Below are 24754 nucleotides of genomic sequence, written 5' to 3' on the forward strand. Positions count from 1 at the left end.
CCAGGCTGGTTCGGTGAGTACCGTCTTGTCGCCCTCGTCGTGGACCGTCGCCGAAGCCCGCAGCCTGACCTCCCGCCTGCGGCACACCAACCTCACCGGCCCCGAGTACGACGGCCTGGAGCTGTTCGGCTCCCTGACCAGCTACCTGGACGACCTGTACGGCGGTGCCGGCTTCGACCGGTTGCTGCCCGAGCCGGACCGCGCGGCCCTGGCCCGGCGGATCCGGAAGGCCCGCGGGCACGGCGTACCGGTGGACCTGTCGGCGACGGAAGCGGATGCGCGGCTCGACCAGCCGGTCAACGCGGCCGTGACGCTGGCCGAGGGCCGCGAACTGGCGGTCGAGCTCGCCGCGGCGGCGGAGTGGCAGAGCGAGCTCGGCCGGTGCCTGCTGGCGCTGTACAGCTATCTAGACCACTTGTACGGCGGACCCGGTGCGTTCACCGAGCTGCTGACCCCGGAAGAGGTCTCGGAGGTGGCCGCCGGGTAACAGCCTTGCCACGCCGTGGACCTATCGGCGCGGATGGTCCCCGCTGGCCATTACGGTAGGCCCGTGAGTTTCTCCTCCTCCAACCGTCCCCAGGCCGCCGGCGCCCGCGCGGCCAAGCCCAGCGGCTCCGGCAGACGCCTGCCCGGCAGTCGCGAGCGCCGCCCCGCGCTGGCCGCCCTGGCGGTGATCCTGATCCTGCTCGGTGCGGCCGGCTCCACGCTGATCGCCCTGCGTAGCGGCGACCGTCAGTACTTCGTGGCGGTCAAGGAGAACCTGCCTCCCGGGCACAAGATCCAGGACGAGGACCTGACCCGCGGCGACCTGGCCGGCGCGACCCGCACGCTGGTGCTGTGGTCCGACCGGGCCTCGCTGAAGGACCAGTACACGACCGGCTGGATCTACGCGGGCCAGTTCGTGTCGAAGAAGAACTTCATCGCCGACGCCGTCCCCCAGGGCGGTGCACTGGTCGGGATCAGCCTGGAGAGCGGCCGGGCGCCGGCCGAGCAGATCGAGATCGGCGACATCGTCCGGCTGGTCCGGATCCCGGCCGCCAACCAGGAGAACGGCCAGGCGATGGTCATCGCCCCGGCGGCCAGAGTGACCGCGACCAGCGGGAACACGCTCACCGACGGCAAGACCGGCGCCAACACCACGGTCAACGTCACCGTGCTGATCCCGGACACCCGGGCCACCACCGTGGCGGCCGCCGCCGCGGCCAAGACGCTCGTCCTGGTCAAGCTGGCCGACTCGGTGAAGCCGGAGATCTCCAACGACCCCGGAGCCCGCTGATGGCACTGGTCGCTTTGGCGAGCGCCAAGGGCTCGCCGGGAGTGACGACGGCCGGTCTGGTGCTGGGAGCGCTCTGGCCGCGGCAGGTGCTGCTGACCGAGTGCGACCCGGCGGGCAGCGACGTCGCGATCCGGATGACGGCGCCCGGCGGCCAGCCGCTCAACTCCGACCGCGGACTGGTCAGCCTGGCCGCCGCGGGCCGCAAGGGCCTCGGTGACGAGGTCATCATGGCCCACAGCCAGCAGCTCGACGGCGGGCTGGACGTCATGCTCGGGGTGCGATCGCCCGAGCAGATCGGCGGCATGGGCGGCCTGTGGGCGCCGCTGGGCATCACGTTCAACCAGATGCACGGCGCCGACGTCCTGGCCGACTGCGGGCGGATCGGGCCTTCGTCGCCGCAGCTGCCCGTCGTACAGGCTGCTCGGCTGGTCGTCCTGGTCTGTTCGGCGACCGGTTCGTCGGTGGCGCACCTGCGCGAACGGCTGTCGTCGCTGGTGCACCACGTCGACGCACGGCTCGCCGTGATGGTCGTCGCCGACCCGAAGCGCCGTGACGGGGTCAAGCAGGTGTGGTCGGTGCTGGACGCGATGTCGATCCAGATCCACCACCGCTGGCACCTCGCGTACGACCCGATCGGCGCGTCGTTCTTCGACGGGCGTGGGCACGGCCGGCTCGAGAAGACCGCGCTGATCCGGACCGGCAGCGAGATCGCCGCCGAGATGGCGTCGGTCGTCGGCGCGCCCTCGCAGTACGAGTACGACATGGCGCAGGCCCTGCCGCGCGACGGGGAGGTGCGGCGGTGATCACCGACCAGGAGCTGGTCCGCAAGCTGCGCGTCCAGGTCGCCGAGCGGCTGAACGAGCAGCGCCGCCGCGACCAGGTCAACGGCGTACCGCCGATGAGTGCCGAGGACGAGCGTGAGTACGCCCGCTCCCTGATCGTGCAGGTGCTCGAGGACCACGCCCGCTACGAGCTGGCCGAGGGCCGGACGCCGCCGACGCCCGAGGACGACGCGCAGATCGCCGGCGCGATCCACTCCGCGCTGTTCGGCGTCGGGCGGCTGCAGCCGCTGATCGACGACCTCGACGTCGAGAACATCGACATCAACGGGTACGACCAGGTCTTCGTCCAGTACGGCGACGGCCGCGAGGAGCGCCCCGGACCGGTCGCGGAGTCCGACGATGAACTGGTCGAGCTGATCCAGGTCCTGGCCGCGCACGCCGGACTGACCAGCCGCCCGTTCGACTCGGCCAACCCGCAGCTCGACCTGCGGCTGCCCGACGGTTCCCGGCTCTCGGCCGTGATGGGCGTGACGTCGCGCCCGGCGGTCTCGATCCGGCGCTCGCGGCTCGGCCGGGTCTTCCTCAAGGACCTGGTCGCCAACGGCACCTTCTCCGACGAGATCGGCTCGTTCCTGAAGGCGGCCGTCGCGGCCCGCAAGAACGTGATGATCGCGGGCGCCACCAACTCCGGCAAGACCACGATGCTGCGCGCGCTGGCCAACGAGATCCAGCCGCACGAGCGGCTGATCACGGTCGAGCGGTCGCTCGAGCTCGGGCTCGGCGAGTTCCAGGACCTGCACCCGAACGTCGTCGCGTTCGAGGAGCGGCTGCCGAACTCGGAAGGCGTCGGCGAGGTCAGCATGGCCGACCTGGTCCGCCGTTCGCTGCGGATGAACCCGTCCCGCGTCATCGTCGGTGAGGTGCTCGGCGACGAGATCGTCACGATGCTGAACGCGATGAGCCAGGGCAACGACGGCTCGCTGTCGACGATCCACTCGAACAGCTCGATGGAGGTCTTCAACCGGATCAGCACCTACGCGATCCAGGCGACCGAGCGGCTGCCGATGGAAGCCACCCAGATGCTGATCTCGGGCGCGCTCGACTTCGTCGTGTTCGTCCGCAAGCACAACGACTACCAGCACGGCGGCACGCTCACCCGGTACGTCGAGAGCATCCGCGAGGTGACCGGCTGGGACGGCCGGGTGCTGTCCGGTGAGGTGTTCGCGCCGGGACCGGACGGCCGGGCCGCGGCGCACGCGCCGATCGCCTGCATCGACGAGCTCGAGCACTTCGGCTACCAGCCGATGGTGCACGGCCGGTGGGCGTGAGGAGAACCGATGGATGACCGGACCCTGATCTCGCTGCTGAGCGGCGCGGTGGTCGGCGGTGGGATCCTGCTGCTGGTCATCGCGCTCCGCGGCACCGAACCGCGCGAGGAGACGCCGTCGCTGTTCAAGCGCGGCCGCAGCGCGGACAACCGGCGGCAGCTGACCCGGCTCGGTGCCGGTCTCGCCGTCGGCGTGATCGTGCTGGTGGTGACCCGCTGGCTCGTGCTCGCGGTCGCGCTCGGTCTGCTGGCGGCGATGGCCGACCGCTTCTTCGGCGGCACCGGCGAGGAACGCCGCGCGATCGAGCGGCTGGAAGCGCTGGCCACCTGGACCGAGGCGCTGCGCGACACGATCGCCGGCGCGGTCGGCCTGGAGCAGGCGATCCCGGCGACCGCCGTGAACGCCGCCCCGGCGATCAAGCCCGGCCTCAACCTGCTGGTCGACCGGCTGCGGATCCGCGAACCGTTGCCCTCGGCCCTGATGCGGTTCGCCGACGACCTGGACGACCCGTCGGCCGACCTGATCGTCGCCGCCCTGGTCCTGAACGCACGGCTGCGTGGCCCCGGTCTGCGCGAGGTGCTGACCGCCCTGGCCGACTCGGCCCGCGAAGAGCTCGACGTACGCCGTAAGGTCGCCGCCGAACGGCGCTCGACCCGCCGGTCGGTCCAGGTCGTCGTCGCGATCACGCTGGTGGTCGCGGCCGCGCTGGTGCTGTTCAACCCGCAGTACGTCGAGCCGTACACGAGCTTCGTCGGCCAGTTCGTGCTGTTCCTGGTGATCGCCCTGTACGCCGTGGGGCTGGTCTGGCTGCGCAAGCTGGCCAAGATCGAGGTGCCCGAGCGGTTCCTGATCAAGGCCGACGACAAGCGGTCCGCGCGGGCCGGCGACGATCGGATGGAGGTGGTGGGCGGATGACGTGGGCCTTCATCTGTGGCGGCCTGGTCGGCATCGGGGTGTTCCTCCTGGTCCGGATGCTCGTCCGGCCGGCGCCGAACGTGCTGTCGACGATCGCGCGCATCGACGCGGGCCGGGCCGGGTACACGAGCGCCTCCACCGCGAGCGCGGCGGGGGAGAAGGTGCTCGGCGGGGTCGACAAGGCCCGCGAGACCCTCGGTCGCCGGCTCGAGGCCGAGGCGAACGCGCGCGGCTGGGCGTTCGGCCGGCTGCGCCGCGACCTCGCGGTGATGAACCAGTCGTTCGCGGCGATGCTCGCCACCAAGGTGTTCTTCGCGCTCGGCGCGCTGATCTTCATCCCGCTGGTGCTGTTCGCCGCGTCGTACCTGGGCTTCCCGGCACCGGGCGCGGCCCCGGCCGTCGTCACGCTGGCCGCGATGACGTTCGCGTTCTTCCTGCCCGACCTGGCGTTGCGCCAGGAGGCGGAGGAACGCCGCCGCGACTTCCGGCACGTGGTCGGCAGCTTCCTCGACCTGGTCGCGATGAACCTGGCCGGCGGCCGCGGCCTGCCCGAGGCGCTGATGACGGCGTCCACGATCGGCGATCACTGGGCGATGGCCCGGATCCGCCAGGCCCTGGCCAACGCGCGCCTGATCGGCATCACCCCCTGGGACGCGATGGCCCGCCTCGGCGAGGACCTCGGCGTCGAGGAGCTCCGCGACCTCGCCTCCGCCCTGGCCCTGGCCGGCGACGAAGGCGCCAAGATCCGCGCCTCCCTGCTGTCCCGCGCCGCGTCGCTGCGCCGCAAGGAGCTCGCCGACGTCGAAGGCAAGGCCGGCGAACGCTCCCAGTCCATGCTGGTGGCCCAGCTCGTCATGTGCGCCGCCTTCATGCTCTTCCTCGGCTACCCGGCGGGAGCCGCGATCCTGGGAAGTTAGTGGTGGCGACGGGTCGGGCAGGGGATCCGTCGAGGCAGTTCGATCGTCGTACCGGGCATACTGAGGCCCGGTTCGGGCTCACGAGTGGGAAAGGCAATCGGATGAACCTGGAAGTGCAGTTCGTGCGCGCGATGGTCGGTTACGCGCTGGCGCGGGCCCACAACCAACGGGCCAAGGCCCGGCGGGGTGAGAGCGAGCTCGGGGCCTCGGCGCTGGAGTGGGCGATCATCTCGGCCATCCTGGTCGCCGCCGCGATCGCCATCGGCGCCGTGGTGAAGGGCGTCATCGACAAGCGCACCGGCGAGATCCAGAAGGGCTGAGCGTTGCCGCAGGGACGTCGGCGTACCACCGCCACCACCGGGCACCGCCTCGCCCGGACCGGCGGAGCCGGCTCGTCCAGGCGGCGCTTCGGCGTACCCTTTTCGGCCCGGTCGGAACGAGGTGCCAGCTCCCTGGAGCTGGCCATCCTCGCCCCGACGATCCTGGCGCTGATCTTCGTCTCCATCCAGAGCGCCCTGTGGCTGTACGGGCGTTCGGTGGCCCTGAACGCGGCGCAGGAAGGCGTCTCGCGGCTGCGGCTCGTGCAGCCCGAGCTGTACAGCCCGGCCGTCGGTGAGAAGGTCCGCGCCGACATCGAGGCCTACGCGCAGCAACTGGGCGGTAACTCCCTCGGCGACGCGAAGGTCGATGCTCCGGCGTACAACGACCCCGAGGGGCAGGTCTCCTTCACCGTGACCGGCGAGACCATCTCGCTGGTTCCCGGTCTGACCCTGACCGTCTCCCGTACGGCCACCGGCCCGATCGAGGAATTCGAAGCGGACGACGGCGAATGAGCACACGTACGCCGGGCCGCCCGGCTTCCCCCGGCCTTCGCGCCGCGTTGCGGCGCGAGCGCCGTACGGAGCGCGGCACGATGGCCCTGGAGATGGTCATCCTCGCGCCCATCCTGCTGATCCTGTTCTTCTTCCTGCTCGCCTGCGGCCGGTACTTCCAGACCTCGTCGCTGCTCGAGAACGCCGCCCGCGACGGCGCCCGGTCAGCGAGCCAGGAGCGCAGCCTCGGCGGGGCGCAGACCAAGGTCGACCAGGCCGTCGCTCGCACGATGGACCAGGCCGTCGAGTCCTGCAAGACCTCCGCCTCGGGCTCGATCACCACCGGCTTCGTCGCCGGCACCCCGCTGTCGGTCGAGGTGACCTGCACCATCAACTACCGCGACCTCGGCCTGCTCGGCATCGGCGGCGACACGACGATCACCAAGAAGTTCTCCAGCTCTCTCGACCCCTACCGAGGAGTCCGAGATGGCGAGAACCCGTAGCCGCGCGGGCCGGGCGCCCGCCGTACGCCGAACTGTCACCCGGCTGACCAACTGGTTCCGCATCGATGCCCCCAGCAACGACCGCGGCGCTCTCAGCCCGGCGGTGGTGATCCTCGCCCTGATGATCTTCACCCTGGCCGGCCTCGTCATCGACGGCGGCCGCCAACTCGGTGCTCGGTCCCGGGCCGTCGGCTACGCGCAGGAAGCAGCCCGGGCCGGCGTCGGCACCATCGACTTCAACTCCGCCGAGGCGAAGATCGACATCACCAAGGCGGGCGACGCGGTCGGGACGTTCTGCGCGAAGGTGACCCAGAACGATCCGGCGGTCACCGAGTGCGGAACGAGCGAGATCGACGCCGAGCACCTGCAGGTCCAGGTGAAGATCGACAACAAGACCACCTTTCTCGGCATGGTCGGCATCCAGAACCTGACCGCAAGCGGAGTCGGCGAAGCGCACACCGAGCAGGGCGTGTCCAAACCCGACGACGCCCCGACGAAGATCCCGCCGCTCGTGGTCGAGACCAGACCGGATGGGCCGGGCTCCAACGTCCCGGTGGAATCGACCGCCGTACCGCCACCGATCGACTTCCCTTGCCCGAAGTGGACGATCGGCTCGCCGACGCCCCCCTGGGAACCGCCGATCCCGATCCCGTTCCCGTCGACCTGTACGCCGAGCATCACGCCGACGGACAGCCCGTCCCCGACCGACGACCCGTCCGACACCACGTCGCCGACACCGACGTCGCCCACACCGTCGACGCCGCCGACCAGCGCGGGCGGCTGATGAGTACGCCGAGGAGCAGCGCAGTGCGCGTTCGTTCAACCATCACCCGGGTCCTGCTGCCGATTGTCGCCCTGACTGTCGTCGCGGCCTGCGGAGGCAGCGGCGACGCGAACAGGGGTGGGCTGCCCGAGGGCGTCAGCGAGGAGCCGGGAGGGGATCGCACGATCACCCTCGGTACGCCGACGCCGACGCCGACTCCGACCAAGCCGTCGAGCGGCAAGCCGAGCAAGCCTGCGACCACTGTCCCGCCGGCCGCGCCGTCGGGTCAGGTGACCGTCGTCCCCGGGCGCTTCGGCGCGGACCCCGCCGTCCAGGGACTGATCGCGAAGTACCCGCTGTACTACCAGGCGCTGGTCAAGCGGGACTCGAACATCGTCAAGACCAGCTTCCCGGCGTTCTTCTACGCAGACACCGCGATCAACATCGATGCGGCGAAGGCCTCCGGCTGGGTGATGCGCCCGCCGGGCAGCATCGTCGTGGTCGGCACGTCCAAGCAGCCGTACGGCGTGGTCCGGCTCAACCTGTGCCGCTCGCAGCGGCTGCAGTGGTGGAACCCGAAGACCCGCAAGTTCGTCGTAGTCGCGCCCAAGGGAACCCCCGAGGCGATCGACATGGTGCGAAGCGGGGTCGGCTGGACGATGTACAAGGTGGTTCGTCCGGTGCCGAAGGGCATCAACTGCGCCGCCGTGCGGTATCCGGCCTAGGCCGGTAACGCGCGAGTGCAATGCGTGACTCGCTGGGCATGATGCCCCTGAGCGACGATAATCTGCCAGCAGGACCAGTGTCAGGAGTGAGGATGCGCAACCGGGTAGCCCGTGGGTTCATTGCCCTGAGCACCGTGCTCGCATTGTTGGTCGCTCTGCCCGCCCCGACCGCCACGGCCGACACCATCCACCTGGGTGACGGCGTCTGCAGCATGTACGCGAACTCGAGCGGGTTCGGAGCATACTGCAGCGCCGGTCAGACCGGCTGGGGCGACTCCCCGCCGAGCTGGCGGGCCAAGCTGGCAGGCAAGCCCTTCATCCCGTGCCGCGACTTCCCGGTCCCGAACGGGATCGAGTTGGCGGCCCCGCCGGCGGGCAAGGAGTGGGTCCTGCGGCTCACGATCGTCGACTACGAGCTCGACAGCAACTACGGCGGTGACGACGCGCATCTGGAGCGGGCCATCGTCCCGGTGTCGCGGGAAGAGCGGCGGCAGTGCCTTCCGGAGTCGTACATGGACGAGTTCTGGACGTACTTCGACGAGGCCTACCCCGACCCGGTGCTGCTGGTGAAGCCGACCTACACGCCACGGGTCAACGTCCCGGCGTACTTCGCGCTGGCTCCGGAGACGTCGTACGTGCTGAAGAACTACGGCCCGGTCGATGCTCGTGACTTCGCCAACTACCGGCCGGGGACACGGCTCACGATGCGGGCGATGGTGACCCGGATCAGGGTCGATCCCGGTGACGGGACCCCGGCGTTCGACTGCCTCGAAGGCATGCTGCCGCTCGGCTCGGACGGGTACGACGAGGCCCAGGACCCGTTCAACCAGTTGAGCGGCTGCAGCCATGTCTACAAGCGTTCCAGTGCCAAGCAGCCGGACGGGATGTACACGGTCAAGCTGACGATCCACTGGCAGGTCGACTACTGGCGCGGGCCGGACGCACTGCAGGACTGGACGACCGTCGGGGAAGCAGACGTGCACGCTGTGCAGCGGTTGCCTGTGCAGGAAGTACAGGGGATCGGTGGCTGATGGAGGGACGACGATGGTGAAGACGACTGATCCGGTGCGGTCGGCGCGGTTGCCGCAGCGGGGGGCGGGGAGTGCGGCGGCGGACCGGTTGAAGGGGTTTGCCTCGTTGCTGGCCGTGCTGGCGATCGTCGGTGGCGTGCCGTACGTGCTGCTGACGTTCTTCGGCAAGCCGTGGCCCGACCAGGTGCCCTCGCGGGACGTGCTGTTCAGTGAGCTGAGCATCGAGACGGTGCTGGGGATCATCGGGTTCTTCGTGTGGCTCGCGTGGCTGCACTTCGTGGTGTGCCTGATCGCCGAGGCTGTGGCCGAGGTGCGGGGGCACGGGTTGTCGCCGCGGATTCCGCTGGGTGGTGGGTCGCAGACGCTGGCCCGCCGGCTGGTGGCGGGTGTGGTGCTGATCGCCGGTTCGGCGGCGGTGACGCTGCCGGTTGCCAGCGCGGTGACCACGAGCGGTGTCGCGCCGACCTCGATCAGCGTGTCGCAGGGTGGGGACGACTCCGTCTCGACGTACCGGCAGACCGAGAAGCGCAGCACGGTGCTCAGCGGTGGCCACACCGGCGTACGGACCAACAACGACCAGACCGGTCAGGTGGTCAAGTACACGGAGGTCCGGCCGCCCGAGGGGCGTAACTACGACTGCTTGTGGGACATCGCCGAGCGGTACCTGGGCGAGGGGCGTCGTTACAAGGAGATCTACGACCTCAACAAGAACAAGCTGCAGCCCGACGGCCGCCGGCTGACCAACCCGGACCTGATCATGCCGGGCTGGCAGGTCCGCCTGCCCGCCGACGCGAAGGGCCCGGGTGTGCACACGGTCCGGGTCGCGATCGACACGCCCGGCAGCCCGGTGCAGCAGCAGGACGACAAGCTGTCGCCGAACACCAAGGACACCAAGGAGAAGGTGACGCCGAAGATCGTCACCAAGCCGACGGTGAAGACGGCGACCGAGGCCAAGCCGGGCACGGGCAGCCGCTGGTTCGAGGAGCAGGGCACCGAGAAGCCCTCGTCGGTCGGGATCGGCAACGACCCGGCCGTCAAGGACACCAAGCCGAGCGAGCCGAGCATCGACGTCACCCAGCCGCACGGTCCCGGTACGACGGAAGCCCAGCCGGGCGACCCGGTCGCCGGCGGTACGAAGGTGCCGGACGTGGTCGTGGAGTCCGACAGCGGGATCAGCGCGACCGAGGCCGGGATCTACGGCTTCGGCGCGACGCTGCTGGCGGCCGGTCTCGCGGTGGCGCTGAAGCGCCGGCGCGGCTGGGCCCTGGGCCCCGGCCCGAAGGCGGCGGCGAATCGGCAGACCGAGATCAACCTGCGGCTGGCGGCCGACGTACCGACCGCGCAGTTCGTGGACAACTCGCTGCGCCAGCTGGGCGCGAGCATGACCGAGGCGGACCGGCCGATGCCGGCCGTCGTCGCCGCGCTCGTCACCGACCGGGCGCTGACGCTGGTGCTGGAGCCGGGGGAGCACCATGCCCCGCCGCCGGCGCCGTGGCAGGTCATCGCCGACGGGCGTCGCTGGGTGCTGCGTCGCGCGTACGGGCCGGCCGGCGAGGTGACCGCGCCTTCGCCGTACCCGACGCTGGTGACGATCGGCCGCAACGCCGACGGCGCGACCGTGCTGGTCGATCTGGACACCGCCCGCGGTGTCGTCAGCTTCGGCGGTGTCACCAACGCGTCCCGCGACGTCGTCGGATCGCTGGCGGCCGAGCTGGCCACGAACCTGTGGTCCGAAGGCGCGCACGTGAGCATGGTGGGCTTCGGTGACGATCTGTCGTCGCTGGCTCCGGCACGGTTGAGCTACTGGACCAAGCTGGACGACGCGCTGCAGGAGGTGACCCGGCGGACCGACAACCAGGTTCAGGCCTGCGCCCGCCGCGACGCCGACTCCGTCGCGACCGCCCGGATGGCCTACCCCGACGCGATGTTGTGGGGTGCGGAGATCATCTTCGTGTCCGCTCCGCCGTCGCTGGAGGAGCAGCACCAGCTGGGCCGGCTGGCGGCCGACGCGAAGCGCTGCGTCGCCGTGGTCGTCGTCGGTGACGTGCTGGACGCTCCCTGGCGGTTCGTCGTGGACGAGAAGAACCAGGCGGTCTGCCGGCTGCTCGGGCTCGAGGTCGATGCCCACAGCATCAACCCGACGCAGTTCGCCGACCTGGTCGCGCTGTTCGACACGGCCGAGTCCGAGGCGCGGGACAAGCGCCGGGCCGAGCAGGACATGCCGGCGTACGAGTTCTCGTCGATGGACCTGAGCCAGGCGGCGCCGGTCGAGGTCGACCTGCTCGGCCCGGTCGAGGTCGACGCACGCGGGCCGATCGACGACGGCCGCGTGCAGCTGGCGACCGAGATCGTCGCGTTCCTGGCCGGCCAGGACTACGGCGTGCACCCGAACGTGCTGGCCGGCTCGATCTGGCCGCGCGGGATCAGCGACGAGCTGCGCGACGCGGCGCTCGAGCACACCCGTCAGTGGGTCGGTGTCGACGCCATGTACGCCGACGAGTCGGGCCGCTGGATGCTGAACCGCAGCGTCGTACGGGTGGACTGGGACGTGTTCCGCACGCTGGCCAAGCAGGCCGACCTGATGGACGACCCGCGCCGGCCGTTGTCGACGGCGCTCGGCCTGGTGCACGGCCAGGCCTGGTCCGGGCTGCCCGCCGGCCGGTACTCCTGGCTCGCGGCGGCCGGCATCGAGCGGCGGATGGCCGAGTCGGTCGTCGACGCGGCGCTCAAGCTGGCCGAGGCCAGCCTGCGCCACGACGACGGCAACCTGGCCCGTACGGCGCTGCAGACCGGCCTGAGCTTCGCCCCCGCGTCGGAGGAGCTGTGGCGCGCGACCCTGCGCCTCGCGTCCCACTTCGGTACGACGGACGACGTCACGGTGATCGCCGGCCAGATGTACACGGCCCTGTCCAAGCACGGCGGCCCCCGCGGCGCCGAGGCCGAGACCGACGCCCTGGTCGACGAGCTTCTCCCGGGCTACCGCCGCCCGGCGCAGGTCGCTTAGTACGCCGTACGGCGAAGGCCCGCTCTCCTGCAGAGGAGGAGCGGGCCTTTCGTCGTACAGGGGTTAGAGGGTCTGTGCGCCCCAGGTGTCGCAGTCGGTCATGTCGCCGGAGTCCATGCCGGTCCTGAACCAGCGCTGGCGCTGCTCGGCCGTGCCGTGGCTGAAGTTCTCCGGGGTGACGCGGCCCTGGGTCTTCTGCTGGATCCGGTCGTCGCCGACGGCCGCTGCGGCATCCAGGCCGCGGTCGATGTCGTCGTCGTTCAGGCCCTCGATGAACGTGTCGCCCTGGGCGTCCTTGGCCGTGGTGGCGTGGTTGGTCCAGATCCCGGCCAGGCAGTCGGCCTGCAGCTCGGAGCGGACCGAGTCCGACGTCGGTCCCTCGCGGGTCTTGATCCGGTCCAGGTAGCCGTACAGGTTCTGGATGTGGTGGCCGTACTCGTGCGCGACGACGTAGGCCTCGGCGAAGTTGCCGCCCTTGGCGTCGAGCTCGGTCTGGAGGGTCTCGAAGAAGCCGAGATCGAGGTAGACCCGCTTGTCCGGCGGGCAGTAGAACGGACCGACCGCGCTCGAGGCGGCGCCGCACCCGGTGTTCACCTGGCCGCCGAAGACGCGCATCGGCGCCTTGACGTACTTCTTGCCACGGCGCGGCAGCTCGGCGGCCCAGAAGCCCTCGATCGAGTTCTGGTAGACGACGAAGCGGCAGTCCTCGTTCTTGGCGAGGTCGCTGCCCTTCTTGCAGGTGTCGAGGTTGCCCTCGGCGGTGTTGCGGACGGTGGGCTCGTCGGAGCCGCCGCCGACGCCGGGGATGCCGCCGTTGAGCAGCAGGATCACGACGAGCAGGATCAGGCCGCCGACACCGCCCCCGACCGGGATGCCCATCCCGCCCGGCAGCCGGCCGCCGCCACCGCCCCCGCTGCCGCGGGTGTCCTCCACGCCGCTGGTGTCCAAGTCGGCGTCCGGGTTGAATTTCACAGCAACTACACTAGACCCGGACATGGAGTAGAGGCCGCCTCGTCACGGGGCGTCGCAGACGTGTCCCACCCCCTGTACCCGACCTTGAGGACCCCTGCGCCGCCATGATCACCGTCACAGACGTCGAGGTCCGCGTCGGGGCCCGGCAGTTGCTCGCGCCGGCGTCCTTCCGGGTCGGTCCTGGCGACAAGGTCGGTCTGGTCGGGCGCAACGGCGCCGGCAAGACGACGCTGACCAAGATCCTGGCCGGTGAGGGCCTGCCGGCCGGCGGTTCGGTCAGTTCCTCGGGCGAGATCGGCTACCTGCCGCAGGACCCGCGGACCGGCGATCTGGCCATCCTGGCCCGCGACCGGATCCTGTCGGCCCGCGGCCTCGACGAGGTCGTCCGGCGGATGCGCAACGCCGAGAAGCAGATGGCCAGCGCGGACGACAAGACCCGCGAGAAGGGCATGCGCCGGTACGAGCGTGCCGAGTCCGACCTGCACGCGGCCGGCGGGTACGCGGCGGAGTCCGAGGCCGCCCGGATCGCGGCGAACCTCGGGCTGCCGGATCGCGTGCTCGGCCAGCCGCTGAGCACGCTGTCGGGCGGTCAGCGCCGCCGCGTCGAGCTGGCGCGGATCCTGTTCGCGCAGGCCGAGACGCTGCTGCTGGACGAGCCGACCAACCACCTGGACGCCGACTCGATCGTCTGGCTGCGTGACTTCCTGAAGCAGTATCCCGGCGGCGTGATCATGATCAGCCACGACGTGAACCTGCTCGAGGAAACCGTCACCCGGGTCTTCCACCTGGACGCGAACCGCGCCGAGATCGACGTCTACAACGTCGGCTGGAAGCTGTACCTGAAGCAGCGCGAGACCGATGAGCGCCGGCGCAAGCGGGAGCGGTCGAACGCGGAGAAGCAGGCCTCGCAGCTGGTTGCCCAGGCCAACAAGATGCGCGCCAAGGCGACCAAGGCGAGCGCGGCCCAGCAGATGCTCAAGCGGGCCGAGAAGCTGATGTCCGGGCTCGAGGACGAGCGCGCGGCCGACCGCGTCGCGAAGATCTCGTTCCCGACGCCGGCGCCGTGCGGCAAGACGCCGTTGATGGCCAAGGAGCTGTCGAAGTCGTACGGGTCGCTGGAGATCTTCACCGACGTCGACCTGGCGATCGACCGCGGCTCGCGCGTCGTCGTACTGGGCCTGAACGGTGCGGGCAAGACGACGCTGCTGCGGGTGCTGTCCGGGATCGAGAAGTCCGACACCGGCGAGGTGCTCGACGGGCACGGGCTCAAGCTCGGGTACTACGCGCAGGAGCACGAGACCCTCGACGTGAACCGGACCGTCCTGGAGAACATGAAGTCCGCGGCCCCGGACCTGAACGAGACCCAGGCCCGGTCGGTGCTCGGCTCCTTCCTGTTCAGTGGGGACGACGCCGACAAGCCGGCCCGCGTCCTGTCGGGTGGTGAGAAGACCCGGCTCGCGCTGGCGACGCTGGTCGTCTCGGCGGCGAACGTGCTGCTGCTCGACGAACCGACCAACAACCTGGACCCCGCGTCGCGCACCGAGGTGCTGAACGCGATCCGTTCGTACACGGGCGCGATCGTGCTCGTCACCCACGACGAGGGCGCTGTCGAGGCCCTCGAACCCGAGCGGGTGCTGCTGCTCCCGGACGGTGTCGAGGACCTGTGGACCACCGAGTACGCCGACCTGGTGTCGCTGGCCTGAGAGGTTTTCCACAGCCGCTCAGGACGCCGGAGAATCGGCGTGCTGGTCCCGTATGTTCTTGGGCATGGAGAACAGTGGACTGCGGTTGACGGTGGACGGTCCGGTCGCGCGCGTGGTGCTCGACCGGCCGGAGGTGCGGAACGCGCAGACGCCCCGGATGTGGCGGGCGCTGGCGGAGTTCGGGGCGGCCCTGCCCGCGGACGTGCGCGTGGTCGTGGTGTCGGGGGAGGGGCCGTCGTTCTCGGCCGGTCTCGACCGGCGGCTGATGACGGCCGAGCCGGTCGACGGCGACGAGCCGCTGCTCGCGCTCGGGACCAAGCCGGTCGACGAGGTGCACGCGACGATCGCCGAGATCCAGGCCGGGTTCTCCTGGTTGCGCAAGCCGGACTTCATCAGCATCGCGGCGGTCCAGGGGCACGCCGTCGGTGCCGGGTTCCAGTTGGCGCTGGCCTGCGACCTGCGGGTGGTGACGCCGGACGCCAAGTTCAGCATGCGTGAGCCGGCGCTCGGGCTGGTGCCGGACCTGGGCGGGACGCAGCCGCTGGTCCAGCTCGTCGGGTACTCGCAGGCCCTGGAGATCTGCGTGACCAGTCGCTGGGTCGAGGCCGCCGAGGCCAAGGAGATCGGGCTGGCGAACATCGTCGTACCGAGTGAGGAGCTGGACGGTACGGTGAAGGACCTGACGGATGCGCTGCTGACCCCGCTGGTTGATGCGGTCCGGGAGACGAAGGCGCTGCTGCTGGGTGCCGCCGATCGGTCGTACGAGGACCAACTGAAGGCCGAGCGCGAGGCGCAGCAACGCCGGCTAGCGGCCCTGGCGTCGTACCTCGGCTGACGGATCGGGAAGAGACGGCTGACCTGGAGCGTTGTTGAGGTTCATGGGTGGACACCGGGGAGGAGCCGAATGTCACAGGGAATGATGCGAGGTGGTGGCGCCAGCGGTTGGCGCCGGCAGGACGCGTCGGTGGTCAACCAGAAGCTGGCGAAGGGCACGGTCAAACGGATCGTGCGGTTCGCGCGGCCGTTCCGGGCGCAGATCACGGTGTTCCTGCTGCTCGTGGTGGTGTCGGCGGTCCTGGTGATCGCCTCGCCGCTGCTGTTCAAGAAGATCGTCGACGACGGCATCTCCAAGGGCAACGCCGGTCTGGTGACCGGCCTGGCCCTGCTGGTGGCGCTGCTCGCGATCGTCGAGGCCGGCCTCGGACTGGTCCAGCGCTGGTACTCGGCGCAGATCGGTGAGGGACTGATCTTCGACCTGCGGACCAAGGTGTTCGCGCACGTGCAGAAGATGCCGGTGGCGTTCTTCACCCGGACGCAGACCGGCGCGCTGGTCTCCCGGCTCAACACCGACGTGATCGGCGCCCAGCAGGCCTTCACCTCGACGCTGTCCGGCGTCGTCTCGAACATCATCAGCCTGATCCTCGTGGTCGGCGCGATGCTCCTGCTGAGCTGGCAGCTGACGCTGGTCGCGATCCTGCTGCTGCCGGTCTTCCTGGTCCCGGCCCGGGTTCTCGGGCGACGGCTGGCCGCGATGACCCGGGAGCAGATGCAGCTCAACGCGGACATGTCGACGGCGATGACCGAGCGGTTCAGCGTCGGCGGCGCGCTGCTGGTGACGCTGTTCGGCCGGCCGTCCGCGGAGAACGCGGAGTTCGGCGAGCGCGCCGGGCGGGTCCGCGACCTGGGGATCCGGACCGCGATGCTCGGCCGGGTCTTCTTCACCGCGCTGACGCTGGTCGCTTCCCTGGCGACGGCGCTCGTGTACGGCGTGGGCGGCAACCTCGCCGTCCGGGACACGCTGACCGTCGGCACACTGCTGGCCCTGGTCGCGTTGCTCGGCCGGCTGTACGGGCCGCTGACCGCACTGTCGAACGTGCGGGTCGACGTGATGACCGCGCTGGTCTCGTTCGAGCGCGTCTTCGAGGTGCTCGACCTCGAGCCGATGATCCAGGACCGGCCGGAGGCCAAGCCGCTGCCGGTCGACGTCGCCGCGTCGGTGAAGTTCGACGAGGTCGCGTTCGCGTACCCGACGGCCGACCAGGTCTCGCTCGCGAGCCTGGAGTCGGTCGCGGTGCTCGACAAGCGCGCGTCGTCGCAGGTGCTGCACGACGTCAGCTTCACGGTGGAGCCCGGGCAGATGGTCGCGCTGGTCGGTCCTTCGGGCGCCGGCAAGACGACGATCACGAACCTCGTCGCCCGCCTGTACGACGTGACCGGGGGAGCCGTGCGGGTCGGCGGGCACGACGTGCGCGAGGTGACGCTGGAGTCGCTGCACGACGCGATCGGGTACGTCACGCAGGACGCGCACATGTTCCACGACACGATCCGGGCCAACCTGGTCTACGCCAAGCCGGACGCGACCGAGGACGAGATGATCGAGGCGCTGTCCTCGGCGCAGGTGTGGGACCTGGTGTCCACGCTGCCCGACGGTCTCGACACGGTCGTCGGCGATCGCGGCCACCGGCTGTCCGGTGGTGAGCGGCAGCGGCTGGCGATCGCCCGGTTGCTGCTGAAGGCGCCGCACATCGTCGTACTGGACGAGGCGACGGCTCACCTGGACTCCGAGTCCGAAGTCGCCGTGCAGCGGGCTCTCGACACCGCGCTGGAAGGGCGGACGTCGCTGGTCATCGCGCACCGGCTCTCCACGGTCCGCAACGCCGACCAGATCCTGGTCGTCGACCAGGGCACGATCGTCGAGCGCGGGACGCACGAGCAGTTGCTGGCGCTCAACGGCGAGTACGCCGATCTGTACCGCACGCAGTTCGCCCAAGCGCCCGCGGCGGTGTAGTCCGGGGCGCTGCGTAGACGTCCGTCCTCCGGGTACCTGCCGAAGCACGGACCTATCACCAGCCATACTGGTGATAGGGAACGGCATTGTCCTGACGTGAGGGAAGGACTTCGGGATGATCAAGTACGTACTGGTCCTGGGCGCCGGCTACACCGGCTTCCGGCTGGCCTACAACTCCGAGGACGGCGTCCACTACGGCAAGGTCGGCGACCAGACGCTGCGCCGGGGGCTGTCCCTGTTCTTCGCCGCGCTCGCCGCGGGGCTGGCGTACGCCGCTGTGATGCTGCACTGAAACGCCGGAGCAGCCCGGAGCGGGGGATGCGAGCGGTCAGTTGGACCGGCGGGGGCGGGGCCGCTGCGCCAGCGAGGGCGGGCTTGGACGCACCGGCTGAGGTGCGGTCAGTCGTACCAGCGGGGCGGGGTCGGTTGCGCCAGCGGGGCGCGCTCAGTTCAGCCAGCGGAGGGCTGCGTCGGCGCAGTCGTCGGGGCGGCCGTTGAACGCGATGGCGGCTGTGGGTGCGTGCAGGCGCACGAGGTTGACCACCTGCTCGAACAACTCGAGCAACGGCTCGTGCTTGCGGATCCCACCGCCGACGACGACACACTCGTAGGTGCCGCCGGCGAGCGCCTCGACGATTGCTCGCTCGGGCTGATCGGCGGGCGCGATCAAGCACCAGTCAGCGGTCAGCCCGAGCTCGTCGAAACGCTCCCGCCCGCGCGCCATCGCAGCCAGGACAGGCTCCGGGTCCCAGCCGTCGAGTTTCGCCGGGTCGAGCCCAATCACCAACACCCGTGCGGCACGCACTCCGCCGCCGGCCTCGCCCACACCGCCGGCCTCGCCAACTCCGCCGCTCCTGCCAACTCCGCCGGGCTCGGCGGGCTCGCCGGGATTGCCCCTGGCGGAATCGCCGAGCTCAGCGGCAGGATCGTCTTCGGCGGGCTGGGGCCGCACCGGGGTTACTTCTCTGCCTTTTCCGGGTCGTGTTCCAGCAGGTGCAGAACCGGTACGCCGAGGTGGCGGCGGGCGGTGTTGGTCCAGTCCAGGTGGAAGAACTCGGCGACGATGTGTGGGCGGGTCAGGATGATGACCTCCTGACCCCCGGCCTTGTCGACCGTTGCCGTGAGGGCGTCGATCGGGCGGTCGTGGGAGATCCCGCCGACGGCGTCGTGGCCCAGGTCGCGCAACCGCTGGACGCTGCGGCCCGTGCAGTCGCGGGCCTCGCTGTCGATCGCTTTCTGGGCCTCGGCCAGTTCCGAGCGTTGATCGCCCAGACCGGTCCCGTAGAGGTCGGCCGTGCCGAGGGCGCTGATCGACGCCTCGACCCCGGCTTCGGCGTTGTGGCACGGCACGAGCACGTGGTACCTCACCGGCTCGGGCATGTCCTGGTGCAGCTCGACGACCCGGTGGGCGTCCTCCTGCGACAACTCCTGCTCGACAAGCAGTACGACGTCGTACATCGCGGTACCTCCGGTCCCTACCGTTCGGTATACCTCCATCATGCCCCGTCCGCGGGCAGAATGGCCGCATGCAGCTACCCGTGGTTCCTCCGGTCAAGCCGATGCTCGCCAAGGCGGTCAAGCAGATGCCGGACGGCGAGGTCAGCTTCGAGCCGAAGTGGGACGGGTTCCGTTCCATCATCTTCCGCGACGGCGACGAGGTCGAGATCGGCAGCCGGAACGAGAAGCCGATGACGCGCTACTTCCCGGAGCTGGTCGAGGCGATCAAGGCGAATCTGCCCGAGCGCTGCGTGATCGACGGCGAGATCGTGGTCGTCGGCGGCGAGGGGGACCGGCTCGACTTCGAGGTGCTGCAGCAGCGGATTCACCCGGCGGCGTCGCGGGTGAAGATGCTGTCCGAGACCACGCCGGCGCGGTTCGTCGCGTTCGACCTGCTCGCGCTCGGTGACGTCGACTACACGGAGCGCCCGTTCGCGGAGCGTCGCGCGGCGCTGGAGAAGGCGCTCGCTCCGGCGAAGACGCCGATCCACCTGACCCGTACGACGACCGACAAGGCGCTGGCGACCGAGTGGTTCCACCAGTTCGAGGGCGCCGGCCTGGACGGCGTGATCGCGAAGCCGCTGCAGGGTTTGTACGAGCCGGACAAGCGGACGATGTTCAAGATCAAGCACGAGCGGACGGCGGACTGCGTCGTCGCCGGCTACCGCGTGCACAAGAGCGGCCCGAACCGGATCGGCTCGCTGCTGCTCGGGTTGTTCAACGCCGAGGGTGTGCTGGCGAGCGTCGGTGTGATCGGCGCGTTCCCGATGGCGCGGCGTGAGGAACTGTTCGAGGAGCTGCAGCCGCTGGTCACGGACTTCGACCAGCACCCGTGGGCGTGGGCGAAGCAGGAGGAGGGCAACCGGACTCCCCGCAACGCCGAAGGCAGCCGCTGGCAGGCCGGCAAGGACCTGAGCTTCGTCCCACTCCGGCCGGAGCGTGTCGTCGAGGTCCGGTACGACCACATGGAAGGTGTTCGCTTCCGGCACACCGCGCAGTTCGTCCGCTGGCGCGAGGACCGTACGCCGGAGTCCTGCACGTACGAGCAGCTCGAGGAGCCGGTGAAGTTCGCCCTCGACGACGTCCTGGGCTGACTAGATTCTGGTCAACAACTGCTGAAGGCGCTCGGGCGTCAGCCCGAGGCCCGGGAACGACGCGATGCTGCTGATCGGGAAGTTGCCGATCAGCTTCAGCAGGTCCGGGTCCGGGTCCGCCAGGATGCCCTGCGCGTTGCCGTCGGCATCGACTCCGATGAGCTCCAGCAGCGCCGCCGCGCCGACCGGGTGGGCAAGCCACTCCTCGAGCGTGGCCATCCCGTCGAGGTGGGGAAGCAGCGGCGGCGCGTCGATCTCGACCGATGCGGTCAGTCGCAGGTCGCGCGAGGACGCCCCCACGGAGAACTCGAAGGTCCCGCCTTCGAGAACCCAGCCGTTCGACCAGTACGACAGGTCACGAGCGCTAAGGGTGAAGTTGACGTTGACACTCTCACCGGACTCGAGAGTCACCTTCTCGAAGCCCTTGAGCTCGCGCACCGGGCGGCGGACCCGCGCGACCGGATCGCCGACGTACAGCTGGACGATCTCCTGGCCGGCCCGGTCGCCGGTGTTGGTCACCCTGCAGCTGAGGTTGAGGCTCAAGTCGCCCGCGGCGGCGCTGCCGTCGACGGTCACGGTCAGGTCGTCGTACGCGAAGGTCGTGTACGACAGGCCGTGGCCGAACGGGTAGCTGACGTCGCGACCGACCGCGTCGTAGCCGCGGTAGCCGACGAAGACTCCCTCGCCGTACCGGACCTGGCCGTTCTCGCCGGGGAAGTTGAGGTACGCCGGGCTGTCCTCGAGCCGCAGCGGCAGGGTCTCCGCGAGCCGGCCGGACGGGTTGACCTTGCCGAGCAGGACGTCGGCGACCGCGCCGCCCGAGGCCTGACCGGCCAGCCAGCACTCGACGATCGCGGCGGCGTGCTCGTCCCACGTGGACAGCCGCACGGCCGAGCCGTTGCTCAGGACAACGACCAGGCGGGCGTTGACCTCAGCCAGGCGGGGGAGCAGGTCCAACTGGTCCGCGGGGAGATCGAGGTGGGTGCGGTCGAAACCTTCGGACTCCTCTGCTGCCGGGAGGCCGAGGAAGAGGATGACGGTGTTCGCGCGGGCGGCGAGGGAGACGGCCTCGTCCGCGCCGGCGGCGTACTCCAGCTGGACGGCGTCGGGCAGCGCGGCGCGCAGCTCGACGTAGGCGTTCTCGACGCGCGTCGGGTTCACCTGCGAGCTGCCGGCACCTTGGTAGCGCGCGGTCTTCGCGAACTCGCCGATCACGGCCACGAGCTCACCGTCGGCTGGCCTCAAAGGCAGCATGGGCAGGCCGACCGGCGCCGGACCACGAGCCTCCCCGGCAGGAAGAGCCCCTCCGCTGTTCTTCAGCAGTACGACGCTCGCGGCCGCCGCCTCCCGGGCCAGCGCGTGGTGCTCGTCGACATCGAAGCTCGGCCTGTCCGCCAAGGCCACCGCGTCAGATGCCAGCCGGAGCACCCGCTCCGCCGCCCGATCCAGCACCGACTCGTCGAGCTCACCCGAGGCGACAGCGGCGACGATCGCCGCATCGCTGATCCCGAGCTTCGGCGGCATCTCCAGATCCAGCCCGGCCTTCAGCGACGCCACGCGATCGTGCACAGCACCCCAGTCCGACATCACCAGCCCGTCGAATCCCCACTCGTCACGCAGCACGTCGGTGAGCAGCCAGCGGTTCTCCGACGCGTAGACCCCGTTGATCTTGTTGTACGAACACATCACCGTCCACGGCTTCGCGCTCCGTACGACGCGCTCGAAGCCGGCCAGGTAGATCTCCCGCAACGTCCGCTCGTCGACCTCCGCGCTCACCCGGAGCCGGTCGGTCTCCTGGTTGTTCGCCGCGAAGTGCTTGACCGAGGCACCGACTCCCTGGCTCTGCAGCCCGTCGACCAGCGCCGCGCCGAGCACGCCGGAGACGTACGGGTCCTCCGACAGGTACTCGAAGTTGCGCCCGCACAACGGCGACCGCTTGATGTTGATCCCCGGCCCGAGCACGACCGCGACCCCCTGCGCCCGCGCCTCGATCCCGATCGCCGCACCGACCCGCCGTACGAGGTCGACGTCCCACGACGAACCGAGCGCGCTCGCCGTCGGGAAGCAGGTCGCGGGCAGACTCCCGCCGATCCCGACATGGTCCCCGCCGTCCGGCTGCCGCCGGAGCCCGTGCGGCCCGTCGGCCACCATTACAGCCGGTACGCCGAGCCGCTCGATCGCCGCGGTGTGCCAGAAGTCCGACCCGAGACACAGGGCGGCCTTCTCCTCGACGGTCAGCTGCCCGAGAGTCTCACCCGAAGTCATTCACCCAGCTAACCACTGGCTCCCCGGACAGACCGTGACACCGGCGTGGCCGAGGCGTGCTGGACAGTGAACCGCTGGTCAGCGGACAATTCCGGAATGACCTCCGGCCTGGAACTCACGCGTCCCTCGGACCGTGAGCGGGATCGCGCGCTGGAGATCCTGCGCGAGGGCGCCGGGACCGGGCGGTTGTCGCAGGACACGTTCGTCCGCCGGATGAACTTCGTGCTCGGTGCCCAGAGCCGCCGGGAGTTGCGCGATGCGACGCAGGACCTGCCGGGCCGTGAGCCGCGGGTGGTCGAGTGGCTCCGCGAACTGGTCTCGAAGCTTCCGCGCGTCGAGCTGACCCCGAGGACCAAAGCCCAGCTTCCGGGCCTGGCACTGCCGCCGGCCGGTTCGCCGACGATCCGGATCGGGCGTGGACCGGGTGCCACGCTGCGCATCGCGGACGCCTCGGTCTCACGCCGTCACGCCGAGCTGCGCCGCGTCGGCGAAGGCTGGATGATCCGCGACCTCAACTCGATGAACGGCACCCACCTCAACGGCTCCCGCATCACCTCGCCGACCGCGGTCCGCGCCGGCGACATCGTCCAGTTCGGCTCGGTCCTCTACACCCTCACCTGGTCCAACTTCCGCTGACACCCGGTCGGCGGGGCACGGCGGGCCGGGTCACCACTTGTCGGGCTCGAGCTCTTCCTCGTAGGCGTCGCGCTCGGCGGTTCTCTGCTCGCGGCGGCTTGCTCGGACCCGGCGTTGGAGCTGCAGGACCTGGTCCAGCTGGACCCACTCGTCGGAGTCGTCGGGTCCCATCGGCTGGTCGCCGGAGGGGAGTGAGGAGCGCAGCTCGTCCTCGGACATGTCCACTGCCCGCGCGGCCTCCCGAAGGGGGAGTTCGTGCGGCAGCAGCGAGATCTGTACGGCGTACCCCTCGCGGAGGGCTGTCTCGACGTAGTGCAACGCGTCGAGGGCTTTCGGCGGTACGTCGTGGCGCTCGCCCTCGGTGTCGACGATCGCCGGCCCGTCGGGGACCAGGCGGCGTTCCTCGCCGGAGATCATGAAGATCTCGGAGAGGCTGGGCACGGTCATGCCGGGGAGCGTACGGGACCGGGCCGCCCGGCGGCAGGCCCTCGCGAATCACAACTCGATCGCGAAACCCCGCCGGCCGGCCGAAGCCCCAGCCCGCGCTGGGGCCGGACGAGATCCGGGCCGGGCCGCGCTGGAGCCGCACGAGATCCAGCCCGCGCCGGAGCCGGACGAGATCCGGGCCGGGTGCGGAGCTACCCGCTCGGGTCGAGCACCGTCGGGTGGGAGCCCGGGTGCGTGGTCCACCACGGGCGGCGGGTCGCGTTCTCGGCGATGGTCGCCCGGTAGGTGTCGACGAACGCCTGGTGCACCAGGTCGACGTCCTCCTGCGTGGTGTGGTCGGTGCGCCAGCGCAGCGTCCGGCGCCACAGGAGCGGGTGGTCGCGCAGCGGCCGGACCACCGTGTTCGGGATCTCGCGGACGGTCGGCGCGCACAGGCTGATCCCGCGCCCGGCGCCGATCAGCTGCTCGATGTCGGGGGTGTCGAGGTTGGCGTACCGGAACTGCGGCGTGAACCCACCCACCGCCTCGCAGGTAGTACGCAAGTACGCGAGATCGCCGTCCTGCTTGCCCGCCGGCGGGCAGATCCAGATGTCACCGGCCAGGTCGCGCAGCTCGATCTCGTCGCGATCCGCGAGCGGGTGCGTGGAAGGCAGCGCGACCGCGAACGGTTCCGGGTAGACCATCGTCTGCTCCCGGACCCCCGCCGGGCACGGTGGCGCGTGCACGTCGTCGCAGCGGCCGAGCATGACGACGTCGACGATGTCCGCCGCGAGCAGATCGGTCAGTACGGCGCACGAGCTGTCGACCTGCGTGATGATCTCCCGCCCGGGCAGCACCTCCTCGAGCCGCGACAGCCAGGCGCCGTACATCACTGTCCGCATCGCGCCGAGCCGCAGCGGCCCGGTGCCGATCGTGTAGCGCCGGCTGCTGCCGACCAGCTCGTCCATGTCGGCCAGCATCGAGCGGGCCCGGCCGAGGACGTGCTTGCCGAGCGGAGTCGCCTCCACGCCGTACGGGCCGCGCTTGAACAACTGTCCGCCGATCGCCTCCTCGATGCGCTGCAGCTGAGCGGTCAGCGACGGCTGGGAGATCCCCAGCGCGGCCGCGGCCTTCGAGACGCTGCCGCTCTCGGACAGGCGGCAGACGACCCGCAGATGGCGTAGCTCGAGATCCATAGCGGCGAGGTTATGCCCTGCTGGGATATCACAGCCACAACTCACGGGTGCCAATCTCTTTGCACAGAGGACCCCGGGCGTTCACCTGCCCAGTCCGGACCCCGGATCCTCGTCCCCCGCC

25 protein-coding genes are annotated in these 24754 nt (G+C 70.4%); 19 read left to right on the forward strand and 6 right to left on the reverse strand.

Annotation, left to right across the window (positions count from 1 at the left end; genetic code table 11):
• Positions 1 to 13: 13 nt before the first annotated feature.
• From ACLQ2O_RS26625 to ACLQ2O_RS26685, 13 genes are all read left to right on the forward strand, one after another.
• Positions 14 to 487, forward strand: coding sequence for a hypothetical protein (locus tag ACLQ2O_RS26625; RefSeq protein WP_425836063.1), 474 nt, complete (start codon positions 14 to 16; stop codon positions 485 to 487).
• A gap of 63 nt (positions 488 to 550) precedes the next feature.
• Positions 551 to 1276 carry a hypothetical protein gene (locus ACLQ2O_RS26630; RefSeq protein WP_425836065.1) on the forward strand — a complete coding sequence of 242 codons (726 nt, stop codon included), beginning with the start codon at positions 551 to 553 and terminating at the stop codon, positions 1274 to 1276.
• The gene (locus tag ACLQ2O_RS26635; protein WP_425836067.1) at positions 1276 to 2079 is read left to right on the forward strand and encodes a hypothetical protein; all 804 of its coding nucleotides are present in this window, start codon (positions 1276 to 1278) and stop codon (positions 2077 to 2079) included. The genes ACLQ2O_RS26630 and ACLQ2O_RS26635 overlap by 1 nt, the downstream gene beginning before the upstream one ends.
• Positions 2076 to 3386, forward strand: coding sequence for a CpaF family protein (locus ACLQ2O_RS26640; protein WP_425836069.1), 1311 nt, complete (start codon positions 2076 to 2078; stop codon positions 3384 to 3386). Before ACLQ2O_RS26635 ends, ACLQ2O_RS26640 begins: the two co-directional genes overlap by 4 nt.
• A gap of 9 nt (positions 3387 to 3395) precedes the next feature.
• Positions 3396 to 4301 carry a type II secretion system F family protein gene (locus tag ACLQ2O_RS26645; protein WP_425836072.1) on the forward strand — a complete coding sequence of 302 codons (906 nt, stop codon included), beginning with the start codon at positions 3396 to 3398 and terminating at the stop codon, positions 4299 to 4301.
• A complete protein-coding gene (locus ACLQ2O_RS26650; protein ID WP_425836074.1) occupies positions 4298 to 5218 on the forward strand; it encodes a type II secretion system F family protein in 921 nt (306 codons plus the stop codon). Before ACLQ2O_RS26645 ends, ACLQ2O_RS26650 begins: the two co-directional genes overlap by 4 nt.
• A gap of 101 nt (positions 5219 to 5319) precedes the next feature.
• Positions 5320 to 5538, forward strand: coding sequence for a hypothetical protein (locus ACLQ2O_RS26655; protein WP_344171457.1), 219 nt, complete (start codon positions 5320 to 5322; stop codon positions 5536 to 5538).
• 3 nt (positions 5539 to 5541) lie between these two features.
• Positions 5542 to 6051, forward strand: a complete 510-nt coding sequence (locus ACLQ2O_RS26660; protein ID WP_425836077.1) for a TadE family protein — start codon at positions 5542 to 5544, stop codon at positions 6049 to 6051.
• Positions 6048 to 6533: a TadE/TadG family type IV pilus assembly protein gene (locus tag ACLQ2O_RS26665; RefSeq protein WP_425836079.1), complete on the forward strand. Its 486-nt coding sequence runs from the start codon at positions 6048 to 6050 to the stop codon at positions 6531 to 6533. Before ACLQ2O_RS26660 ends, ACLQ2O_RS26665 begins: the two co-directional genes overlap by 4 nt.
• Entirely contained in the window at positions 6517 to 7317 is an 801-nt protein-coding gene (locus ACLQ2O_RS26670; protein ID WP_425836081.1) for a TadE/TadG family type IV pilus assembly protein, read from the forward strand. The genes ACLQ2O_RS26665 and ACLQ2O_RS26670 overlap by 17 nt, the downstream gene beginning before the upstream one ends.
• Positions 7318 to 7340: 23 nt before the next feature.
• Entirely contained in the window at positions 7341 to 8021 is a 681-nt protein-coding gene (locus tag ACLQ2O_RS26675) for a hypothetical protein (RefSeq protein ID WP_425836083.1), read from the forward strand.
• A 92-nt stretch (positions 8022 to 8113) separates the two neighbouring features.
• Positions 8114 to 9052: a hypothetical protein gene (locus tag ACLQ2O_RS26680; RefSeq protein ID WP_425836085.1), complete on the forward strand. Its 939-nt coding sequence runs from the start codon at positions 8114 to 8116 to the stop codon at positions 9050 to 9052.
• Positions 9053 to 9065: 13 nt separating this feature from the next.
• Positions 9066 to 12056, forward strand: coding sequence for a hypothetical protein (locus ACLQ2O_RS26685; protein WP_425836087.1), 2991 nt, complete (start codon positions 9066 to 9068; stop codon positions 12054 to 12056).
• Between the two features lie 63 nt (positions 12057 to 12119).
• Here ACLQ2O_RS26685 and ypfJ read toward each other — a convergent pair whose 3' ends face one another.
• A complete protein-coding gene (gene ypfJ, locus ACLQ2O_RS26690) occupies positions 12120 to 13028 on the reverse strand; it encodes a KPN_02809 family neutral zinc metallopeptidase (protein ID WP_425836089.1) in 909 nt (302 codons plus the stop codon).
• Positions 13029 to 13132: 104 nt separating this feature from the next.
• On the opposite strand from ypfJ, the gene abc-f reads away from it, so the two are divergent.
• From abc-f to ACLQ2O_RS26710, 4 genes are all read left to right on the forward strand, one after another.
• A complete protein-coding gene (abc-f, locus tag ACLQ2O_RS26695) occupies positions 13133 to 14731 on the forward strand; it encodes a ribosomal protection-like ABC-F family protein (protein ID WP_425836091.1) in 1599 nt (532 codons plus the stop codon).
• A 64-nt stretch (positions 14732 to 14795) separates the two neighbouring features.
• Complete coding sequence (locus tag ACLQ2O_RS26700) at positions 14796 to 15566, forward strand: enoyl-CoA hydratase/isomerase family protein (protein ID WP_425836093.1); 771 nt, start codon at positions 14796 to 14798, stop codon at positions 15564 to 15566.
• A 69-nt stretch (positions 15567 to 15635) separates the two neighbouring features.
• Positions 15636 to 17519, forward strand: a complete 1884-nt coding sequence (locus ACLQ2O_RS26705) for an ABC transporter ATP-binding protein (protein ID WP_425836095.1) — start codon at positions 15636 to 15638, stop codon at positions 17517 to 17519.
• Positions 17520 to 17634: 115 nt separating this feature from the next.
• The gene (locus ACLQ2O_RS26710; protein WP_425836097.1) at positions 17635 to 17811 is read left to right on the forward strand and encodes a hypothetical protein; all 177 of its coding nucleotides are present in this window, start codon (positions 17635 to 17637) and stop codon (positions 17809 to 17811) included.
• Positions 17812 to 17964: 153 nt separating this feature from the next.
• Here ACLQ2O_RS26710 and ACLQ2O_RS26715 read toward each other — a convergent pair whose 3' ends face one another.
• Together ACLQ2O_RS26715 and ACLQ2O_RS26720 are read right to left on the reverse strand one after the other, a co-directional pair.
• Positions 17965 to 18309, reverse strand: a complete 345-nt coding sequence (locus tag ACLQ2O_RS26715) for a hypothetical protein (RefSeq protein ID WP_425836099.1) — start codon at positions 18307 to 18309, stop codon at positions 17965 to 17967.
• A gap of 167 nt (positions 18310 to 18476) precedes the next feature.
• Positions 18477 to 18977, reverse strand: a complete 501-nt coding sequence (locus ACLQ2O_RS26720) for a hypothetical protein (protein WP_425836101.1) — start codon at positions 18975 to 18977, stop codon at positions 18477 to 18479.
• Between the two features lie 68 nt (positions 18978 to 19045).
• On the opposite strand from ACLQ2O_RS26720, the gene ACLQ2O_RS26725 reads away from it, so the two are divergent.
• Positions 19046 to 20110, forward strand: coding sequence for an ATP-dependent DNA ligase (locus ACLQ2O_RS26725; RefSeq protein ID WP_425836103.1), 1065 nt, complete (start codon positions 19046 to 19048; stop codon positions 20108 to 20110).
• Here the strand turns inward: ACLQ2O_RS26725 and ACLQ2O_RS26730 are convergent, their stop codons facing one another.
• On the reverse strand, positions 20111 to 22375 hold the full coding sequence (locus ACLQ2O_RS26730; protein WP_425836105.1) for a glycoside hydrolase family 3 C-terminal domain-containing protein: 2265 nt from the start codon (positions 22373 to 22375) through the stop codon (positions 20111 to 20113).
• Positions 22376 to 22471: 96 nt separating this feature from the next.
• Between ACLQ2O_RS26730 and ACLQ2O_RS26735 the strand changes: the two genes are divergently transcribed.
• Positions 22472 to 23011 (forward strand): FHA domain-containing protein, encoded by a 540-nt coding sequence (locus ACLQ2O_RS26735; RefSeq protein ID WP_425836107.1) that lies wholly within the window; start codon positions 22472 to 22474, stop codon positions 23009 to 23011.
• A 30-nt stretch (positions 23012 to 23041) separates the two neighbouring features.
• Here ACLQ2O_RS26735 and ACLQ2O_RS26740 read toward each other — a convergent pair whose 3' ends face one another.
• A complete protein-coding gene (locus ACLQ2O_RS26740; RefSeq protein ID WP_425836109.1) occupies positions 23042 to 23458 on the reverse strand; it encodes a hypothetical protein in 417 nt (138 codons plus the stop codon).
• 191 nt (positions 23459 to 23649) lie between these two features.
• Positions 23650 to 24633 carry a LysR family transcriptional regulator gene (locus tag ACLQ2O_RS26745; RefSeq protein ID WP_425836111.1) on the reverse strand — a complete coding sequence of 328 codons (984 nt, stop codon included), beginning with the start codon at positions 24631 to 24633 and terminating at the stop codon, positions 23650 to 23652.
• Between the last annotated feature and the right edge of the window lie 121 nt (positions 24634 to 24754).

The organism is Kribbella sp. DT2, from assembly GCF_049844575.1.
GTDB lineage: Bacteria > Actinomycetota > Actinomycetes > Propionibacteriales > Kribbellaceae > Kribbella.

Bases quoted from the DNA above. Each gene is read 5' to 3' on its own strand.
- ACLQ2O_RS26735 (WP_425836107.1), top strand. From the start codon at position 22,472: ATGACCTCCGGCCTGGAACTCACGCGTCCCTCGGACCGTGAGCGGGAT.
- ACLQ2O_RS26700 (WP_425836093.1), top strand. From the start codon at position 14,796: ATGGAGAACAGTGGACTGCGGTTGACGGTGGACGGTCCGGTCGCGCGC.
- ACLQ2O_RS26710 (WP_425836097.1), top strand. From the start codon at position 17,635: ATGATCAAGTACGTACTGGTCCTGGGCGCCGGCTACACCGGCTTCCGG.
- ACLQ2O_RS26720 (WP_425836101.1), bottom strand. From the start codon at position 18,977: ATGTACGACGTCGTACTGCTTGTCGAGCAGGAGTTGTCGCAGGAGGAC.
- ACLQ2O_RS26740 (WP_425836109.1), bottom strand. From the start codon at position 23,458: ATGACCGTGCCCAGCCTCTCCGAGATCTTCATGATCTCCGGCGAGGAA.
- ACLQ2O_RS26745 (WP_425836111.1), bottom strand. From the start codon at position 24,633: ATGGATCTCGAGCTACGCCATCTGCGGGTCGTCTGCCGCCTGTCCGAG.
- ACLQ2O_RS26665 (WP_425836079.1), top strand. From the start codon at position 6,048: ATGAGCACACGTACGCCGGGCCGCCCGGCTTCCCCCGGCCTTCGCGCC.
- ACLQ2O_RS26725 (WP_425836103.1), top strand. From the start codon at position 19,046: ATGCAGCTACCCGTGGTTCCTCCGGTCAAGCCGATGCTCGCCAAGGCG.
- ACLQ2O_RS26655 (WP_344171457.1), top strand. From the start codon at position 5,320: ATGAACCTGGAAGTGCAGTTCGTGCGCGCGATGGTCGGTTACGCGCTG.
- ACLQ2O_RS26650 (WP_425836074.1), top strand. From the start codon at position 4,298: ATGACGTGGGCCTTCATCTGTGGCGGCCTGGTCGGCATCGGGGTGTTC.
- ACLQ2O_RS26730 (WP_425836105.1), bottom strand. From the start codon at position 22,375: ATGACTTCGGGTGAGACTCTCGGGCAGCTGACCGTCGAGGAGAAGGCC.
- ACLQ2O_RS26685 (WP_425836087.1), top strand. From the start codon at position 9,066: ATGGTGAAGACGACTGATCCGGTGCGGTCGGCGCGGTTGCCGCAGCGG.
- ACLQ2O_RS26670 (WP_425836081.1), top strand. From the start codon at position 6,517: ATGGCGAGAACCCGTAGCCGCGCGGGCCGGGCGCCCGCCGTACGCCGA.
- ACLQ2O_RS26705 (WP_425836095.1), top strand. From the start codon at position 15,636: ATGTCACAGGGAATGATGCGAGGTGGTGGCGCCAGCGGTTGGCGCCGG.
- ACLQ2O_RS26635 (WP_425836067.1), top strand. From the start codon at position 1,276: ATGGCACTGGTCGCTTTGGCGAGCGCCAAGGGCTCGCCGGGAGTGACG.
- abc-f (WP_425836091.1), top strand. From the start codon at position 13,133: ATGATCACCGTCACAGACGTCGAGGTCCGCGTCGGGGCCCGGCAGTTG.
- ACLQ2O_RS26645 (WP_425836072.1), top strand. From the start codon at position 3,396: ATGGATGACCGGACCCTGATCTCGCTGCTGAGCGGCGCGGTGGTCGGC.
- ACLQ2O_RS26680 (WP_425836085.1), top strand. From the start codon at position 8,114: ATGCGCAACCGGGTAGCCCGTGGGTTCATTGCCCTGAGCACCGTGCTC.